The organism is Campylobacter concisus (genome assembly GCF_002913765.1).
In the GTDB taxonomy this organism is placed as follows: domain Bacteria; phylum Campylobacterota; class Campylobacteria; order Campylobacterales; family Campylobacteraceae; genus Campylobacter_A; species Campylobacter_A concisus_BB.
Genome location: NZ_PPCH01000022.1, coordinates 141699 through 159096 on the forward strand (window position 1 = coordinate 141699; position 17398 = coordinate 159096).

Below are 17398 nucleotides of genomic sequence, written 5' to 3' on the forward strand. Positions count from 1 at the left end.
AATTAATGATGAAACTTTACATAAAATTTACTTAAAAGAAACATAAGAATTTATTTTAGGTTATATAGTGAGATTTGATAGCTAAAATCATTTAGAAAAAGACCATTTTATCGTGTTTGTAGCTACTACTTATAAATTTATTATTTTGATAAAAATGAAAAATGATATTACCACGCAATATATACTAATAAAAATAGACAAAATGTTATAAAATAGCCAATTTTACGTATCTTTGAGGATATTTCTTAAAACTAAATAAATAATTAAAACTAATAAATTTAAATGGGATAAAAATCGTATTATTATCAAAAATCATATAAATTTGTAAATTTTTGATATCTAGAGAGTAAAATAATAGATAGCCCCGTAGTGTCTGACTGAAATAATAAAGTTTAAATTTATATCAAATATCTCAATGTCATCAAGCGAGGGATACCAGATATCACTAAAAAATTTAGAGAGATCATTAAAGCGCAAAATATCAATGCTCTCAAATTTATTAAAATTTATGCAAATTTCATTTGGCGTGGCGACGTTAAGTTTGTTAAAAAGAGCATTTAGATCAAGATTTTCTTCGTCCGCACTAAAGCCATCAAGCCTGCTAAATTTATCTATCTTAAAAAACTCATCTACATCATCTAGGCTAAATTTATAAAGTAAATTCTCTCTTATCTTTAAGCACTCACCAGCCGGCAAGCTCCTAATGATAGGCATATCAAAGCCATATTCTTTGCGGAAATTTTCTAGTTTTATCTGATCCATTTTGGGAGGTTTTGGCTAAATTTAAATTTAGCCAAAAATTTATTTTAAAAGCTCTTTTGCGTATTTTAGACCTAGCTCGTAAGCTTTGGCATTTGCCTCTTTGACCTTAGCTGGCACGCTTGCTAACATCTCTTCACGCACTAAATTTTCATCCATGCACCTACTCATCGCCACAGCCACACCAAGGGCGACGACGCTTTGAGTGATGACATTTCCGACCTCGTCTTTTGCAATAGAGATGATAGGTATCTCATAAATTTTCCAGCGCTTTTTGTCCTCATCACTTACTTTTACCAAATTTGGCTCAACAACGATCGCGCCACCCTCTTTCACGCCACTTTTAAAGGCATCGTAGCTTATCTGCGCAGTTGCCAGCATAAATTCTATCTCGCCCTCGTTTGCATAAGGGTATAAAATTTCCTTTTCATCAAGGATGATATCGACCTTCGTTGGGCCGCCGCGCACCTGAGATGTGTAGGTAGATGCCTTGACGCCGTATCCGCCTGCTTTTATCTTAGCAGCTGAGAGGATCTCGCCTGCTAGTATGACGCCCTGTCCGCCAACGCCGACAAATCTTAGCTGTGACTTCATGCTAGCTCCTTAAAATCTATCGCTTCGCCGCTCATAGCAGCCTTTCTTACCTTGTCGTAAGCCTTGGTGTATTCGATCTTTTCTTCATCTTTATGAAGCACGCCAAGTGGGAAAATGCCCTTTTTCTCCTCGTCACTTAGCATGTCAAATTTGACCTTGCTCGTCGTGCGGCCCTTTATCCACTCTAAATTTTTGACCGCCTCGCCCATTTTGTTCTTGCGACCTAAATTTATATGGCAGTTTGAAAATACATCAAAAAAGCTGTATCCATCGTGGCTAAAGCCCTCTACAAAGAGCTTTGTTAGCTTCTCTGGCTCGATGACGCTACCACGTGCGACAAAGCTAGCGCCTGCGGCAGTTGCGAGCTTACAGGCGTCAAAGCTAGGATCGATGTTGCCGTATTGTGCTGTGACCGTCCACATGCCCTTTGGCGTCGTTGGGCTGGTTTGCGAGTTGGTTAGCGCATAGATGAAGTTGTTGATTAAGATGTGATTTAGTCCGATATTTCGGCGGCATCCGTGTATCGTGTGGTTGCCTCCGATCGCTAGTCCGTCGCCGTCGCCAGTTACAACTATGACGTGCTTGTCTGGGTTTGCCATCTTTACGCCAGTCGCGTAAGCTACGGCTCTGCCGTGAGTCGTGTGGATAGTGTTGCAGTCGAGATATCCGCTAAAGCGGCCAGAGCAGCCTATGCCTGAGACCACGCAAACGTCGTTCATGTCCCAGCCCATGGTGTCGATAGCGCGGATGAGAGCCTTTAGTATGACACCGTCGCCGCAGCCCCAGCACCAAAGAGTAGGCATTTTATCTGTTCGTAAATATTTATCATAATTAAAAGCCATAAATTTCTCCTATCTTCGCCTCGATCTCGCTTGGGCTTATCGGTCTGCCGTTTGCTTTTAGCAGTTTTGCAAAGTCATCTCTTAAGATGATCTTTGAAATTTCGCCGCTATATTGACCTAAATTTAGCTCGCAGACCAAAATTTTCTTAAATTTATCTGATATCTCTTTTAGCTTTTTGGCTGGAGCTGGGAAAAGTGTGAGTGGCTTAAATAGCCCTACTTTTAGCCCTTTTTCACGTAAATTTAATATCGCTTGCTTAGCCGAAAGCGCCACGCTACCAAAGGCGATGATGCAAATTTCAGCGTCATCAAGCATAAACTCTTCAAATTTCTCGCACTCATCAGTGTGTAAATTTATCTTATTAAACAGCCTATTCATCGAGTATTCAACGATCTTGCCATCTTCTGTTGGAAAGCCAGTTGAGCCGTGATGAAGCCCAGTTATGTGGTAGTGATAGCCTTTAAAGAAAGGATTTAGCGTGGCTGGTGCGTCTGGTGCGGCGTCGTATGGTTTATACTCTTTTGGCTCGCCATTAGATTCTCTTCTTTTATAAATTTCTAGCTCGCTGATTTCTGGCAAACTAACCCTTGCTTGCATGTGACCTATCGTCTCATCAAGTAGCAGCATAACTGGCGTCATAAACCTAGCTGCAAGATTAAAGGCGCGCACGGTTTGCGTATAGCACTCCTCTAGGCTACTAGGCGCTAGCACTATCATATTTACATCGCCGTGAGTTGGGTTTTTAGCCTGCAAGATATCGCCTTGTGCGACGCGGGTTGGTAGGCCAGTTGAAGGGCCACCGCGCATGACATTTACGATGACAAGCGGTATCTCAGCGATAAAGCCAAGGCCTATTTGCTCAGCCTTTAGTGAAATCCCAGGACCAGAGCTAGCAGTCATCGCCTTAGCGCCACTCGCACTTGCACCAAGAGCTACTGAAATCCCAGCTATCTCATCCTCCATTTGTATAAATGTGCCGCCATGTTTTGGCAAAAGCACGCTTAGCTCGTGGGCGATCTCGCTGCTTGGAGTGATAGGATATCCGCCAAAGAAGTTACAGCCGCACTCGACTGCAGCCCTTGCTACTAGGGCATTACCAGTTGATACTACCTCTCTCATGCGCTCTCTCCAAGTTTTGCAAATTTATTTGCCTTTACGGCTGCAGCTCGCTCTTTACTCTCAGGTGTTAGCTTTGCAAATTTAAAGCCTTTATCAGCCACATAAATGGCAAAATCAGGACAGTGAAGCTCACAGTCACGGCATCCTATGCATGAGTCAGCATAGACCACCTCTATCATCTTGCCAAGCACCGCCTTTGGCTCAAGCCTCATACCTAGCACGCCTGCTGGGCAGTAGCTCACGCAGACATCACAGGCCTTACACCTGCTCTCATCGACCCAAACTGGGACATTTTCTTTTACGATCATATATCTTCCTACTCTAAGTTTTCTTTTAAAAATTTGATATTTTTTCTAATTTCAGCTTCACTTTTGTTTAGTTGCTCTTGCTCGTCTTCGTCTAAATTTAGCTCTAAAATTTCTTTCAAGCCATCACGTCCGAGCCTTACTAGCCTGCCGCAACTTAGCTCATCGTCTATTAGCACGCTAGCGCTTATTATCTCATCGCTCTTGCCGATGATCATCTCGCACATCTTCACAGCTGCAGCCGCTGGTGCGTAGTAAGCTGAAGTGCCAAGAAGCTTAACTATCTTTGCGCCACCGGTGCTTGTCTCTTTTTTGAGCGCTTTTAGCTCATTTTCATTTAAATTTTCACTGATATTGCTAGCTGATACGATCATCTCGTCATTGTGAGCGCCGACAATCTTTGCTCTTAGCTTGCTGGCGTCTTTATCTTTTAAAAGCGCTAGCTCATATCTGCACCTTGCGCTATCTAGCTCGCCAGCCATGCCGATCACTTTGTTTTTGCTAAAACCACTAAATTTATGAGCCGTCCAGACCATCGCATCAAGCGGATTTGTGACTACGATTATCACTGCGTTTTTGGCAAATTCAGCTATCTTTTGCGCTGTTTGCTTTACGACAACGGCGTTTTTAAGAAGCAGATCTTCTCTTGTTTGACCCTCTTTTCTTGGGCTTCCAGCTGTGACTATGACGATGTCACTGCCTTCAATTAGCACAAAATCATCGCCACCACAAACGCTAGTTTTAGCGTTAAAGACACAGCTTGACTGCGCTAGGTCGATCGCTTTTGCGCGCGCCACATCGCCAAATATATCTACAAGCGCGATCTCATCGCAAAGCTCTCTCATACAAAGCGCATAAGCTATACTAGCACCGACGTTTCCAGCTCCAACTACACTTATTTTCATCTCTTATCCTATTATTTGATTTAAAATTTCACTTGGTCTCATGACCTCATTAGCTCTTGCTTCATCTAGCAGGTAGTATCCGCCAAATTCCACGCTTGCACCGTCATTTTCTCTGATCTGCTTTAGAATTTCACTCTCGTTTTTCTCTAGCTCGTCTGCTAAATTTTCAAAAATTTTGCTTAAAATCCCGCAACTTTTTGCCATCTCTCTCGCCCAAAATAGCGCTAGATAAAAGTGCGACTCTCTGGTATCAAGAGTGGCGTTTGGCGTTTTGTTTTCATCTAGATAGCTAGCAACTGCTCTATTTAGCGCGTCACTTAGCTCTTTTGCCTCTTTTTTTTGCCTAAAAAACGCTAGATGTTCAAGCGATGCACTAAGCGCTAAAAACTCGCCTAAGCTATCCCAAAGCAAGCGATTTCTCTCTTTTAGCTCTTTTACAAGCGTCGGAGCCGTCCCGCCAGCACCAGTCTCAAACATCGCTCCACCAGCAAGTAGTGGCACTACTGAGAGCATTTTTGAGCTGCCACCTAGCTCAAATATCGGAAAAAGATCGGTTAGATAGTCTCTTAAAACGTTGCCAGTGACGCCTATAACGTCTTTGCCAGCTCTTATTGCTTCAAGCGATTTTTTAGTTGCTTGCTCGTAGTTTAAAATTTCAAATTTCACGCCAGCATTAGTAAATTTATCTCTAAATTTTTCAAATTTAGCTATCAAATTTCTATCATGAGCACGGCTGCTATCTAGCCAAAATATAAGCTCATCTTTTGAAATTTCGCCTCTTTTTAAAGCAAGCTCAAACCACGCATTTATCGCATCGTCTTTAGCCTGCGTCATCCGAAAAATATCGCCACTTTTAACGCTAAATTTAAAGACGCTCTCGCCAGCTTCGTTACAAACAACAAATTCTCCGTCCTCTTTTGCGATGAAAGTCTTATCGTGGCTACCGTACTCCTCGGCCTTTTTAGCCATTAGTCCCACGTTTGCCACGCTGCCGATCTTACTCACATCAAGCGCGCCATGCTCTTTAAAGTCCGCCACGCAGGCCTCATAAACCCTAGCATAGGTCCTATCTGGGATCATGCAAAGTGAGAAATTTAGCTCACCGTCCTTATCTTTTACCTTGCCAGAGTTTCTAATGAGCGCAGGCACGGAGGCGTCGATGATGACGTCATTTGGCACGTCAAAGTTGCTGGCACTTTCATTTAGTGCCCAAATTTTTGCCTTTTTGCTCAAAATTTCATCAAATTTAGCCAAAATTTCATCTTTATTTTTAAGAGTTGAAATTTTAGAAAACATATCTTTTAAGCCATTTTTTGCCTCGACGCCGTGAGTTTTAAACTCTTCACCAAATAGCTCAAAAACCTCTTTAAAATAGCTCTTTATCGCGTGAGCAAAGATGACTGGGTCGCTAACCTTCATCATCGTGCATTTTAGATGAAGGCTCAAGGTCAAATTCTCTTTTTTTGCCTCGTCAAAACAGCTTTCATAAAATTTATCTAGCTCATCTACGCTTAAATATGTAGCATCAACTATCTCGCCACTTTGAACGGCAAGCTCTTTTAAAAGCTCTTTTTTGCCATCTAAACTTATGAAATTTATATAAAATTTCTCATCTTTGCTAGCGATGATTGAGCGCTCATTTTCGTAAAAATCGCCCTTTTGCATGTAGCAAATTTTAGTTTTATTTGCCTTGTCCCAGTTACCGTTGCTATGTGGGTGCTTTTTGGCAAATTCTTTAACTGGTGGCAAGACTCTTCTGTCTGAGTTTCCTTGTCTTAACACTGGATTTACCGCACTTCCTAGCACTTTTGCATATTTTTTAGCGACCTCTTCATCGTAGTCTGTGATGATTTCATCTGGATAAAATGACACATTTATCCCTTTGCTTCTTAGCTCCTCAATAGCCGCTTTTAGCTGAACGAGCGTGGCTGAGATGTTTGGCAGTTTTATGATATTTGCCTCTTTGTGCGCGGTTAGCTCACCCAAAAGCTCTAGCTCGTCAGCCTTGTTTAGCCCAAGCTCTTTGCTAAAAAGAGATAAAATTCGCCCAGCTAGGCTTATGTCAGCCCTAGTTATGCTAATGCCAGCGCGTGATAAAAAGCTCTTAACGATAGGAAATAGAGAGTAGCTTGCAAAAAGCGGTGCTTCGTCGGTTTTAGTCCAGATAATGTCACTCATTTTAGCCCTTTTGATTTTTTGAAATTTATCACGTTTTTTATTAAAGCTAGTTGTATTTTAGCCCTATTTTGCGATATTTTGATTGTGCTCGCTTAAGGTTTTTGAAAAAATGTGTTTTTTCGCCTTTTTATCAAGCACAAAGTATAGATAATCGCTCTTTGCAGGGTTTATCGCCGCTTTTATTGCACTTATAGAGACGCAGCAGACTGGACTTGGCGGTATGCCGTCGTTTAGATAGGTGTTAAATTCGCTCATATCGCTTCTTATGCGCTCAGCCGTGATCACATCGTGCGAGTAGATGCCGTAGTTTAGCGTGCCATCCATCTGCAGTCTCATGCCCTTATCTAGGCGGTTGTAGATGACTGAGGCGACAAGTGGCATCTCAGCGTCGTTTGCGGCCTCTTTTTGGATGATTGAAGCGATGGTTAAAATTTTAAACCACTTTTTCTCGTTGTATTCGCCAAAAATTTTTCTGCTGATCTCGCTTTGTGCCTTTTTAGATGAATTTACAAGATAATATGCTAGGTGCCTTTCGCTGATACCAACTGGGATCTTATAAGTATTTGGCATCAAAAAGCCATCACTCACTGGCGCAAGGGCGTTATACTCTCTATTTAGTTTAGCTCCGTCAAGTCCAAGCTGAGTGGCTATCTGGTTTAAAAAAACGATCGTAGTTTCGCCAGGGATGAGCGTGATCTCGGTCATCGCAGCCTTTGCCTTGGCTAATTTTTTTAAAAAATCAACCCTTGAAATTTTATCTTTGCCTATCTCGATCCAGCCAGACTGAGGCGAGCCTATAAAGCGCATGGCGTATTTATCTATGGCGCTTAAGTTAAAGTTGCGATTAGCTAAATAAGATATAATTTCGCCCACACTTCCCTTTGGCACAAAGACGACCTTGCTCGTGTTTATGGGGCGTGCCAAATAGACAAATATGCTTAGGACGACGATGAGTACGATATCAAAGAAAATATCTAGGTATGGCTTTTTTATAAAATTTTTTATCATTTTGATTCTTTCGCTTGTTTTGCTTTTAAAATACGGCATAAAAATTAACGATTTCGAGTTTTACGGCGTAAAATTGGAGCAATTATATATAAAGTTAGATAAAAAAATAATTGTAAGAGCAAAGCAGATCAAGCTTCCAAGCTTTAAAAAAGACGTGGCACAAAAAAGTAGCGATGAGAGACTTTTAAACCTTAGTCAGGGCGTAGATTATCTTGATACATTTTTTCAAGAAATTTCGCTTGAGAGCGTGCAAATCGGCGATGACTTTAAGATCAAAATTTTATTTTTAGATGATATATTTTTCGTTGATAGCCCTTATCTAAACATCGATATCAAATTTCAAAATAAGCAGAAAGATGGCATAGATCGCTTCATAGTAAAAAATTTAAGTCTTAAAGATTTTAACGTAAGCATTAGCGGCGAAGGTAGCGCAAATTTTGACAAGGATGACTATAAATTTGATGGAAATTTCACCTCGCACGAGCTAAATGGCAAGCTTAGCTTTGCCTTAAAAGATACGCTTTTAACCTACAAAGCCTATGACGTAAATGCTGGCAGCATCAAGGACTTCATCGCTGAGCTTGATAGTCGCATACACCTAAACAGCGAGGTTAAAAACTGGATATATGGCTACATCGTGGCTGATGACTATCACCTAAATGAGATAAATGGCAAGGCTGACCTTAAAGAAAATGATCTTTTCTTAAACGAGCTAAACGCGACTGCAAATGCCAAAAATTTACTTGTTAAATTTGATAAAGGCTTGCCAGCTGTAAATGTCGCTGAAGCAAACATCACGCTTAATAACTCAAAGCTTAAATTTGACCTTACAGTGCCTGTTTATAAGGGCAAAAAGCTTGATGGCTCAAATGTTGCTATAAATAATATCTTTGATGAAAAAAGTGCAAATTTAGAGCTTTTTATAAAGACAAATTCCATTTACGATGAGGCGATAAATGAGATACTAAGAGCTTATAAGATCAACGTGCCAGTTAGACAGCTAAGCGGCAAAATGGACGCTAGCCTAAAAATTTTGATAAAGCTTGATGAAAAAAGCTTAGAAAATTTTGATGAAAAAAGTGTCATCGCAAATGGCGATTTTAAGATAAGTGACGCGGTTTTAGATATCGCTGGGAGTAAATTTAACGCTAAAAGTGCCCTTGTAAAGCTTGTAAATACTTCTACGCTAAATATCGATGCAAGCGGCTTTGGGCTTGATTTTTTCAGAGCAAATGCAAAAGCAGATATAAATTTACAAAAAAGCACCGGCGAGATAAAAGGCGTCATAGAAAGCTTTGATCTAAAAGAGAAAAATGATGAAATTTTAGCCTTTAAAAATGAGCCATTTAGCGCACTTCTTGACTTTAGTAAGCCAAGCGAGACCACGCTTAGCATTGAGCCTTTTGGGCTAAATTTAAGCTTTGGTGATGAAAGCTTGATAGCCACCAAAAACAGTAACTTCATAATGCAAAACTCCCCAGTTTTAAAGCAAAATGGCGTGCTTGGCTTTGATGATGTGAGCATAAAAAGCAAGGACTTTACTAATCTTGAAATTTTGGCAAAAGGGCTTAAATTTGACATGCCGTTTTTGGATAAAAATGGCTCAAAATATGATAGTGACGACTTTTTGATCACGGTCTCAAAAGCTGGCGTAAAGGTGCAAAGTGCGAGCAAGAAACTCTCTTTAAATATCGCCGAAAAAGGCATAGAAGCTAAGAGCAACGACCTAAATTTGCTTGTCCTTGACGACAACAGCACAAAAGAGCAAAGCACGCCACTTGAGCTCTTTGCAAAAAATGGCGACATCATTTTAAAGGACTTAAACAAAACCTTGCCATTTACTAGCTTTAGCGCCGAGAAAAAAGGTAAAAGCACCTCGCTAAATGGGCTGGCAAAGCAAGGCAGAGTTGGATATTTTAGCGATGAGAAAAGCATAAATTTAGACGCAACTGATATAAGTGGCGAGTTTATCAACGACCTTTTTGGTCTCAAGAGCTTTGAGGGCGGTAAATTTCGCCTAAAAATGCTTGGGGAGAGCTCTAAAAATTTCAAGGCTGAGGTGAGATTTTTTGGCACGTATCTAAAAGACTACATCTTTTACCAAAGGCTTTTAAGCTTTTTAAACTCGGTGCCGTCGCTTCTTAGCTTTAAAACGCCTGACTTTAACGACAAGGGTTTTACTGTTAAAAACGGCAAAATTTTACTTACTAGAAAGGGCGACGTGATCGAGTTTTTAGCGATTGAGATGATAGGCACGAGCGCAGATATCGGCGGACGTGGCACGATCGATCTAAAGAGCAAAAAGATAAACATCGACCTTGAGCTAAAGATACTAAAAGACGCAAGCGGCATCATCGACAAGATCCCACTTATCAACCAAATCATCCTTGGCAAAGACCGCTCGCTCTCAACCGTCATCGCCATACGCGGCACGACTGAAAAGCCAGAGTACTCGACGCAGATACTGCAAGACGCCCTGCTCTCGCCACTAAAGATAATAAGAAACGTCTTGCAAGCTCCGTTTTTGATATTTGAGTAAAAAGCGTTAAGCATAAAATAATTATTGTTTAGTATAACTTTTACAAAATTTACGGCGGAGTTTATTATCCGCCACTCATTCTAAGTATCTTGCCAGATCCTCATCAAAACAAAACAACGCATCTTTAATGAAATATTCTAACACTTGCGGATCAATACCCTGCCAAAGTCTTTTTAGTTCTAGTTTTTTAGATCGACGAGGCTTTGCTTTTGGTAAGGGCTTGTTTTGTAGTTAAATTTAAGGTCAAAACTTTTTTGCTAACTAAATGATTTTTAGTGAATTAAACCTGCCAAAGCTATTTTGGCGCAAATGTAATTTAGCTTAATTAAATTTCTACAATCAAGCTAAATTTATAAATTTAGTCTGGTCTATGTCTTCACAACAGAAAAATATCTGCCAAAGTAAGTTAATTTAGAGCTATAAATTTGTTGAAATTTCGTCCTTAAAAAAAGGGTGGAGTGATAAACGCGATGTTTCTTTTAGAATTGTTGCCATGTTCGCACTTTGCCGTATTTATCGGTTCAAGGACTAATTAGCACGTATTTTTGAGTTGGCGCAAGATCTTTGGCTCAACTTATTAATCCATTATTATAAAGACCAAAAATCATCTAGACTGAAGTGCGCGATAAATGACCTAAAAATTTATCTCGTCATTATTTATCAATGCTCTAAAAAAGCTAAATTTCTAGTGGCAATTTCTAAAATACCAAGCTTTTAAGCCAGCCTGTACTAGCAAAAAGTTCTTTTTATGCTCTTGTTCGTTTTTATAGCTCTTTAGGCGTTTGATTGAGAAAAATTTAACACTATCCATAAAAAATCAATAAATTCATAAAATTTTACGCATTATAATACGCAAAATTTTACTTCATCTCAAGGCGCATAAGATACATATCTTCGCCGTCAGTCACCTTTAAATTTTGGCTTTTACACTTTGGGCAGGTGAAGTCATTTTCGCTAAGCTCCCCACCAAATCCACAATCCAAACACTCTACAACAATGCCTTGTAAATTTATGACAAGCTCGGCGTTTTCGCAGATCGTGCCAGCCTTATAAACATCAAAGGCACTCTCCAGATAGTGTGGCTCCACTCCGCTTAAACGGCCAACTTTTATCTCGATCTTGCTTATCTCTTTGGCGTTTTCTTTGGCGGCATTTTTCTCGCAAAGGCTGACTAAATTTTGAACGATACTAAGCTCGTGCATTAGCAGATCCTTGGTAATAGCTCGCCCTTTGGCGGCTCGAGAAATCTTCTTGATTTATAGGCGTTTTCAATGATGACACGCTCGTTTTTGGCTTCCAAAACTTTGCCAATTATCATCGCGTTTTTATCAAATTCTCTTAAAATTTTAAGTGCCTCTTCAGCCTGGCTCTCATCAACAGCCATAACAAAAGTGCCCTCATTTGCGAGCTCATAAGGCTCAAATCCAAATAGCTCACAAACGCCCATCACTTCGTCTGCAACCTTGATATTTTCTTCAAAAACTAAGATGTCAAATTTAGTAAATTTGGCCCACTCATTTAGCACCGCACTTAGTCCGCCTCTAGTCGCATCGCGCATAGTTTGTGGCTTTATACCAGCGCTAAATAGCTTTAAGACAACATCTTTTAGGCTTTTGCAGTCACTTTTTAGATCAAGCCCAAGCTCAAATTCCTCTCTTGCTGCTAGCACCACACCGCCGTGTCTGCCAACATCTCCAGAGATTAAGATTTTTGCCCCTGCTTTTAAATTTTTAAGCTCCACACCCTCACAAACTATCTCGCCGATACCTGCTGTGTTTATGAAAATTTTATCGCATTTGCCCTTTGGCACGACCTTCGTATCGCCACAAACCACGCTCACGCCACTATCTTTGCATGTTTTTGCAAGTGAGCCAAGCACCTTTTCAAGCTCCTCTACACTAAGTCCCTCTTCGATGATGAGTGAGCAGCTTAGGTATTTTGCGCTTGCGCCAACCATCGCTAGATCGTTTATAGTGCCGCAAGCTGCGATCTTGCCGATGTCACCGCCATTAAAAAAAATGGGAGTTACCACAAAGCTATCGGAGCTAAATGCGATCTTTCCGTTTAAATTTAGTATCGCCGAGTCGTTGCTCTGCCTTAAAATTTCGTTATCAAAAATTTTAAATATCGTCTCGTTTATAAGCGAGTTCATCTCCTCGCCGCCGCCGCCGTGGCTTAGCATTATCTTTTTCATTAAATTCCTTAACCAACTCTTGCGTATTTAAAATATGCCGCACAAGCGCCCTCGCTTGATACCATGCACGATCCTATCGGATTTTGTGGGTTGCAGACCTTGCCAAAGACCTTACAATCAGTCGGCTTTGCCAGCCCTCTTAAAATTTGCCCACAAATGCAAGCCTTGCTCTCGCCAGCGCTCTCTACGCTGCAGTCAAACTGCACTCTAGCGTCAAGATAGGCAAACTCGTCTTTTAGCTTCATGCCGCTTTGCGCTATCTCGCCAAGGCCTCTCCAGACAAAGTCGCACGGCTCAAAGTACTTAGCTATGAGCTCTTTTGCCTTGACGTTGCCCTCTTCTTTGACCGCCCTTGCGTACTCGTTATAGACTTCATAAGTGACTGCGTTTTGCTGACGGACTAAATTTAACACACTTGCCATGATGTCAAGCGGCTCAAAACCGCTAATGGCGATCGGCCTTTTAAATTCGCTCGCTAGCTCTTTATAAATTTTACTTCCAGTGATGACGCTCACGTGACTTGGACCCAAAAATGCGTCTATCCTCACGTTCTCATCGCTCATTATAGCTCTAACTGGAGCTGGGACGGTTACGTGATTTATATGAAAGTATAAATTTTTAATGCCCTCTTGCACCACTTTTTCAACCAAATTTGCGCTCATCGGCGTCGTCGTCTCAAAGCCAATGGCAAAAAATATAACCTTTTTGTCTGGATTTTGCTTAGCAATATTTAGCGCATCAAGTGGCGTGTAAAGTGCCCTTATATCGTGTCCCTCGCCGCGAAGCTTTTGCAAGCTTGTCTTTGAGCCAGGCACTCTTAGCATGTCGGCTAGCGTACAAAAGATCACATTCTCCATGCTGGCAAGCTTACAGGCCTCGTCTATGCGGCTTTTTGGCATCACGCAGACTGGACAGCCTGGGCCGTGAACGAAATTTATATGCTCTCCAACTAAGCTTGGCAGTGCAAATTTCATAATGCTATGCGTATGGCCGCCGCAAATTTCCATGATATTTAGCGGTTTTACACTCTCTTTTTGTATCAGTTTTGAAAGGGCTAGGATTAAATTTTTATCGCGAAAGTCATTGATAAGATCCATCAAATTTTCCCCGCGTCCATATCCTCAGCGATCTTTTGATAGACCTCCAAGCTCTCAAGCGCAAACTGCGTATCGATCTTTTGCATGGCGTATCCAACGTGGATTAACACGTATTCGCCAACTTTTACCTCTTCAGAGATAAGATCTAGGCTTACCTTTCTAGTAACGCCCAAGGTCTCAACGGTAGCAACGTTATTTTCATCTATTTCTATTACTTTTGAAGGGATCGAAAGACACATTATCTTAGCTCTTTTTTAAATTCCAAATAACTTATCCATTTATCGATGCCCTCGCCTGTTTTGCTATCTATCACAAAGATATCAACCTTTGGATTTAGCTTTCTAGCGTCGTTTTTCACTCGCTCGATATCAAAGTCAAAGTGTGGCGCAAGCGAAGCTTTTGTGATCAAAAGCACGTCAGCAGCCCTAAACATCACTGGATATTTGCTCACCTTATCATCGCCCTCTGGCACTGAAAGAAGCACAGCGTTAAAGTGTGAGCCAACGTCGTAGCTTGCAGGGCAGACTAAATTTCCAACATTTTCTATAAAGACTAGATCAAGCTCATTTAGTGGCAGGTGATGAAGCCCCTCATGCACCATAAAAGCGTCTAAGTGGCAGGTCTGACCTGTGCTTATCTGATGAGCTTTTGCGCCAGCTTTTACTATGCGGTCAGCATCTTGATTTGTTTCTAAATCGCCCTCAACAACGCCTATTTTAAATTTACCAGCCTTTATCGTAGCCTCCAAAAGCGTAGTCTTGCCAGCGCCTGGGCTACTCATCAAATTTACACAAAGTATCTTTTTCTCATCAAGATGCGCTCTGTTGTGAGCAGCCTCTTTGTCATTTTCAGAGAGAATTTTCTCTATCACGTCTATGGTTTTGCTCTCGTTTAGCACAGGGTGCGCGTGAGTCTCGTGGCTATGCTCGTGTGCGTCATGAGCGTGGTCTGTATGTCCATCATGAGTGTGTGGGTGTGAGTGAGTAGTGCCATCAGCGTGAGTGTGAGTATGGGCGTGATTTCCCATTGAACAACCGCAATCTTTACACATTTTATTATCCTTTTTTATTAATTTTCAGAGATTTTAACGCTTAAATTTAAAAATAAAATTAAAATTTAAGGGCATTTTATGCAAATTAGATAAATTAACCCGTTTTTTAATTACCCTTTAAATTTACCTTTGATCTTGCAAGCGAACTGGCTCTTCAAAGCTCTCGTTATCATCTGTGTAGCCATTTTCATCAAAATTTTCATCATTGCTTCTTTTTTTGCCATTTGGTGTGATGATGATATCTTTTAGCCTTGCCCTGCCATCATCCATCACCATCAAAACAGCAACAGCATCCACGTCTTGATCCATCATCTCTCGCTCAGTTTGCTTTGCCTTTTTAGTTGGCATGTAAAACTCTTCGATGCCATATTTTACAAATGAATATCCATCAAATTTGCCAGCTAAGAAAAGAGCGTCTTTTGGCTTAGTAAAGCTAAATTTATCAAAAGCGTAAGTGGCATTAGCATCTTGCTTTAAAATGGCGTAAATTTCATCATTTTTTGAGATATTTCTATCATATATATATATCTCAACGCCAGTTTTTTCATCAAATTTAGACTGCTGCAGATTTGAAAAATCATAGCTCAAGCTCACGTAGTTTCCGCGAAAGAGATCCCTTGGATCGTAAAGATTTACCCTCACTTTTATCTCTTTTCCAAGATAAAGTGGCATGAGTGCGTATGCGAGCATCGCAATTATTAGTAAAATTTGAAAAATTATGGCTAGTATTAGTGATCTTATCTTCATTTTGTACGTCCTTTTTTAGCAGCGACTGCGAGCACAACGAAGGCAAAGACGATAAATAGCGCCGTAGCCCCCAAATAATCGCCTATTAGCTCAAAGTATCTAACCACCGCAACTAAGAATATCATACATAGTCCAAGCGTTAGCTCGCCATTTTTGATAAGCACGGCAGCGACGATGATGTTTGCTAGTGAGAAGAAGATATTTGCATATCCAACGCCTAAGCTAAAGACAAATGGCAAAGCAAAGAGTATCAAGCCAAGAAGCAAGCCGCTTTTGTTTTTCTCTTTGAAAAATAGCGCAATGCTAGCGATGCTAAATACGGCAAAAACCTTGCCAAAACTGCTATAAAAAAATGCTTTTGCAAACCAAAATTTATCTTCTTCTAGCTCGTAGATATCGCCATTTGCATAAGCTATCAGGCAAACGATCAAGATAATGATACCAAGATACTTGCCAAAGCCTTTTACAAGGTGTGCCAGTCTATCTCTAAAGCCAGCTAACGCGCCAAAGAGCGCGACAAGTAAAAGTGCGTATGAGAGTGATAAAGTAGCAGCCATCGGCGCCCTAAACATAAGATCATAGCCATAAAATTCATTAAACCCGCTGATCCTAGCGCAAAGCGAAACGATGTAGAAAAATATATCCGCCAAAAGCACAATCGCAAGAAAAATAGAGTCACTTTTATAAAGCGTGTAGGTGCCAAGGGCTATAAAGACGATAAATTCATAAGCAAACTCGCCGCCCGTGCCCTTTAAAACAAACCAGATCGTCGCAAAAACAAGGCTTTGAGCCACCAGCAAGGGCTTTTTGCTAGCAAAAGAGAGCGCCATAGCTCCAACGCTCCAGAGCAAAACTCCGCCACTTGGCTCGTCGCTAATATTATAAATTTGAGCGATAAGCGCTATGGCTGCTCCGTAGCAGAAATTTCCCAAAAAGAGCGTGGCCGTGCCAAGCTTATCTTTGCCCTTTTTGAGATAATAAACTCCGCCAAAATTTAAAAGAGCAAGCACGCCAAAGATGATGACAAGGCGCCCCATCCTTGGTATCTCCTCCCAGTAAGCTCCAACTAGGGTAAAAAATGCCAGCGCGAAAAAGAGATAGGCAACCAACTTTAATATAAAACTAGTCTTTTCGCTATGAGCGTTTATATCTATATCATATAAATTTGCTATTTTTAAAGCGGTGGCCTTATCGACCACATCCTCTTTTTGCCAGCGATCTAGCTCTTTGGCTAGAAAATTTCTATTGTAAAAATTCATCTTTCATTCTCTTTAAATGACATTTTTTTGTGGCTAATGATAGCATACAAGCGCCAAAAATGCTAGAACAAAAATAAAGCAAAAAAGGAGAAATTTAAAAAGCCAAAAAACTTGGGCGTGCTTTTGCAAATTTAGCTTTAGCCAAAGCCCAAGTAAAAAGAAACGGTCATCAAACTATTTTTACCAAAAAGATACATGGCATGCGCAAAAAAATGCAGCAAAACCCTGCTATAAATTTGCAAAAATGGATCACAAAAACTGCTAAAAAACTATCAAAAAGACAAAATAAGACAAGCTCCGCAGCCAAGAGCACTGCTAGCTATTTACAAAAATCCTAAATTTAACAGCCAAAAAAGCTTTTAGCTTAAAATTTAGGCACAGCAGCCTTTGTAAGTTTAGAAAACTTAACACCCTTTAAGCCAGCAATCCTGTCAGCAAAGCGCTCTATCTTCTCCGCTTCGCCCCTTATAGAGATCGTTTCTAAGCAGTTGTGGTGATCGACATGAACGTGATTTGTGCAGATGATCTTCACATCAGAGTCATGCTCGATATCCATTTTTTTATTCACCAAATCGTTGTGATGATGCACATAAATGAGCGTCAAAACCCCAATCAACTCCTCGTTAGCGTCCTTCCAGCTGTCGTTTACGATCTTTTCACGGATCAAATCCCTTGTAAATTCACTCCTAGAAGCGTAGCCTTGTTCGCTAACTTTTCTATCTAGTTCGTCTAGTAATTGACTAGGCAAAGAGACACTAAAACGTATAACACTATCCATTTTTTGCTCCTTTCTCGTTTGA

At 40.7% G+C, this 17398-nt stretch carries 17 protein-coding genes; 1 reads left to right on the forward strand and 16 read right to left on the reverse strand.

Translation table 11 applies throughout. The annotated features are described in order from the left end of the window. Positions 1–339: 339 nt before the first annotated feature. From CYO89_RS06465 to mltG, 8 genes are all read right to left on the reverse strand, one after another. Positions 340–762: a heat-shock protein gene (locus CYO89_RS06465; RefSeq protein WP_103597652.1), complete on the reverse strand. Its 423-nt coding sequence runs from the start codon at positions 760–762 to the stop codon at positions 340–342. A gap of 39 nt (positions 763–801) precedes the next feature. Continuing rightward, a complete protein-coding gene (locus CYO89_RS06470; RefSeq protein WP_103597654.1) occupies positions 802–1353 on the reverse strand; it encodes a 2-oxoacid:acceptor oxidoreductase family protein in 552 nt (183 codons plus the stop codon). Continuing rightward, positions 1350–2195 carry a 2-oxoglutarate ferredoxin oxidoreductase subunit beta gene (locus CYO89_RS06475; RefSeq protein ID WP_087584527.1) on the reverse strand — a complete coding sequence of 282 codons (846 nt, stop codon included), beginning with the start codon at positions 2193–2195 and terminating at the stop codon, positions 1350–1352. The genes CYO89_RS06470 and CYO89_RS06475 overlap by 4 nt, the downstream gene beginning before the upstream one ends. Continuing rightward, on the reverse strand, positions 2185–3315 hold the full coding sequence (locus CYO89_RS06480) for a 2-oxoglutarate synthase subunit alpha (protein WP_103597656.1): 1131 nt from the start codon (positions 3313–3315) through the stop codon (positions 2185–2187). Before CYO89_RS06480 ends, CYO89_RS06475 begins: the two co-directional genes overlap by 11 nt. Then, positions 3312–3623: a 4Fe-4S dicluster domain-containing protein gene (locus tag CYO89_RS06485; RefSeq protein WP_009293870.1), complete on the reverse strand. Its 312-nt coding sequence runs from the start codon at positions 3621–3623 to the stop codon at positions 3312–3314. Before CYO89_RS06485 ends, CYO89_RS06480 begins: the two co-directional genes overlap by 4 nt. Positions 3624–3631: 8 nt before the next feature. After that, positions 3632–4525: a lactate/malate family dehydrogenase gene (locus CYO89_RS06490; protein WP_103597658.1), complete on the reverse strand. Its 894-nt coding sequence runs from the start codon at positions 4523–4525 to the stop codon at positions 3632–3634. 3 nt (positions 4526–4528) lie between these two features. Next, entirely contained in the window at positions 4529–6703 is a 2175-nt protein-coding gene (locus CYO89_RS06495; protein ID WP_103597660.1) for an NADP-dependent isocitrate dehydrogenase, read from the reverse strand. A gap of 63 nt (positions 6704–6766) precedes the next feature. Next, positions 6767–7711 (reverse strand): endolytic transglycosylase MltG, encoded by a 945-nt coding sequence (mltG, locus tag CYO89_RS06500; protein ID WP_103597661.1) that lies wholly within the window; start codon positions 7709–7711, stop codon positions 6767–6769. Between the two features lie 73 nt (positions 7712–7784). On the opposite strand from mltG, the gene CYO89_RS06505 reads away from it, so the two are divergent. Then, complete coding sequence (locus CYO89_RS06505) at positions 7785–10250, forward strand: AsmA-like C-terminal domain-containing protein (protein ID WP_103597715.1); 2466 nt, start codon at positions 7785–7787, stop codon at positions 10248–10250. Between the two features lie 860 nt (positions 10251–11110). Here the strand turns inward: CYO89_RS06505 and hypA are convergent. The 8 genes from hypA to nikR form a co-directional block, all read right to left on the reverse strand. Beyond that, the gene (gene hypA, locus CYO89_RS06510) at positions 11111–11452 is read right to left on the reverse strand and encodes a hydrogenase maturation nickel metallochaperone HypA (RefSeq protein WP_021085088.1); all 342 of its coding nucleotides are present in this window, start codon (positions 11450–11452) and stop codon (positions 11111–11113) included. Continuing rightward, the gene (gene hypE, locus CYO89_RS06515) at positions 11452–12444 is read right to left on the reverse strand and encodes a hydrogenase expression/formation protein HypE (RefSeq protein WP_103597663.1); all 993 of its coding nucleotides are present in this window, start codon (positions 12442–12444) and stop codon (positions 11452–11454) included. The genes hypA and hypE overlap by 1 nt, the downstream gene beginning before the upstream one ends. Positions 12445–12452: 8 nt before the next feature. Beyond that, positions 12453–13541 carry a hydrogenase formation protein HypD gene (hypD, locus tag CYO89_RS06520; RefSeq protein WP_103597665.1) on the reverse strand — a complete coding sequence of 363 codons (1089 nt, stop codon included), beginning with the start codon at positions 13539–13541 and terminating at the stop codon, positions 12453–12455. Continuing rightward, on the reverse strand, positions 13541–13780 hold the full coding sequence (locus CYO89_RS06525) for a HypC/HybG/HupF family hydrogenase formation chaperone (RefSeq protein ID WP_009293878.1): 240 nt from the start codon (positions 13778–13780) through the stop codon (positions 13541–13543). Before CYO89_RS06525 ends, hypD begins: the two co-directional genes overlap by 1 nt. Beyond that, a complete protein-coding gene (gene hypB / locus CYO89_RS06530; RefSeq protein WP_103597667.1) occupies positions 13780–14592 on the reverse strand; it encodes a hydrogenase nickel incorporation protein HypB in 813 nt (270 codons plus the stop codon). The genes CYO89_RS06525 and hypB overlap by 1 nt, the downstream gene beginning before the upstream one ends. A gap of 123 nt (positions 14593–14715) precedes the next feature. Continuing rightward, positions 14716–15339: a GDYXXLXY domain-containing protein gene (locus tag CYO89_RS06535; RefSeq protein WP_103597669.1), complete on the reverse strand. Its 624-nt coding sequence runs from the start codon at positions 15337–15339 to the stop codon at positions 14716–14718. Beyond that, on the reverse strand, positions 15336–16598 hold the full coding sequence (locus tag CYO89_RS06540) for a DUF2157 domain-containing protein (RefSeq protein ID WP_103597671.1): 1263 nt from the start codon (positions 16596–16598) through the stop codon (positions 15336–15338). Before CYO89_RS06540 ends, CYO89_RS06535 begins: the two co-directional genes overlap by 4 nt. Before the next feature lie 364 nt (positions 16599–16962). Next, on the reverse strand, positions 16963–17376 hold the full coding sequence (gene nikR, locus CYO89_RS06545) for a nickel-responsive transcriptional regulator NikR (protein WP_087583272.1): 414 nt from the start codon (positions 17374–17376) through the stop codon (positions 16963–16965). Between the last annotated feature and the right edge of the window lie 22 nt (positions 17377–17398).

What these genes read in the sequence shown, in the direction of transcription:
- hypE (WP_103597663.1), bottom strand. Translation starts at nt 12,444, where the DNA reads ATGAAAAAGATAATGCTAAGCCACGGCGGCGGCGGCGAGGAGATGAAC.
- mltG (WP_103597661.1), bottom strand. Translation starts at nt 7,711, where the DNA reads ATGATAAAAAATTTTATAAAAAAGCCATACCTAGATATTTTCTTTGAT.
- CYO89_RS06475 (WP_087584527.1), bottom strand. Translation starts at nt 2,195, where the DNA reads ATGGCTTTTAATTATGATAAATATTTACGAACAGATAAAATGCCTACT.
- hypD (WP_103597665.1), bottom strand. Translation starts at nt 13,541, where the DNA reads ATGGATCTTATCAATGACTTTCGCGATAAAAATTTAATCCTAGCCCTT.
- CYO89_RS06470 (WP_103597654.1), bottom strand. Translation starts at nt 1,353, where the DNA reads ATGAAGTCACAGCTAAGATTTGTCGGCGTTGGCGGACAGGGCGTCATA.
- CYO89_RS06535 (WP_103597669.1), bottom strand. Translation starts at nt 15,339, where the DNA reads ATGAAGATAAGATCACTAATACTAGCCATAATTTTTCAAATTTTACTA.
- CYO89_RS06525 (WP_009293878.1), bottom strand. Translation starts at nt 13,780, where the DNA reads ATGTGTCTTTCGATCCCTTCAAAAGTAATAGAAATAGATGAAAATAAC.
- hypA (WP_021085088.1), bottom strand. Translation starts at nt 11,452, where the DNA reads ATGCACGAGCTTAGTATCGTTCAAAATTTAGTCAGCCTTTGCGAGAAA.
- CYO89_RS06465 (WP_103597652.1), bottom strand. Translation starts at nt 762, where the DNA reads ATGGATCAGATAAAACTAGAAAATTTCCGCAAAGAATATGGCTTTGAT.
- CYO89_RS06490 (WP_103597658.1), bottom strand. Translation starts at nt 4,525, where the DNA reads ATGAAAATAAGTGTAGTTGGAGCTGGAAACGTCGGTGCTAGTATAGCT.
- CYO89_RS06495 (WP_103597660.1), bottom strand. Translation starts at nt 6,703, where the DNA reads ATGAGTGACATTATCTGGACTAAAACCGACGAAGCACCGCTTTTTGCA.
- hypB (WP_103597667.1), bottom strand. Translation starts at nt 14,592, where the DNA reads ATGTGTAAAGATTGCGGTTGTTCAATGGGAAATCACGCCCATACTCAC.
- CYO89_RS06485 (WP_009293870.1), bottom strand. Translation starts at nt 3,623, where the DNA reads ATGATCGTAAAAGAAAATGTCCCAGTTTGGGTCGATGAGAGCAGGTGT.
- nikR (WP_087583272.1), bottom strand. Translation starts at nt 17,376, where the DNA reads ATGGATAGTGTTATACGTTTTAGTGTCTCTTTGCCTAGTCAATTACTA.
- CYO89_RS06540 (WP_103597671.1), bottom strand. Translation starts at nt 16,598, where the DNA reads ATGAATTTTTACAATAGAAATTTTCTAGCCAAAGAGCTAGATCGCTGG.
- CYO89_RS06480 (WP_103597656.1), bottom strand. Translation starts at nt 3,315, where the DNA reads ATGAGAGAGGTAGTATCAACTGGTAATGCCCTAGTAGCAAGGGCTGCA.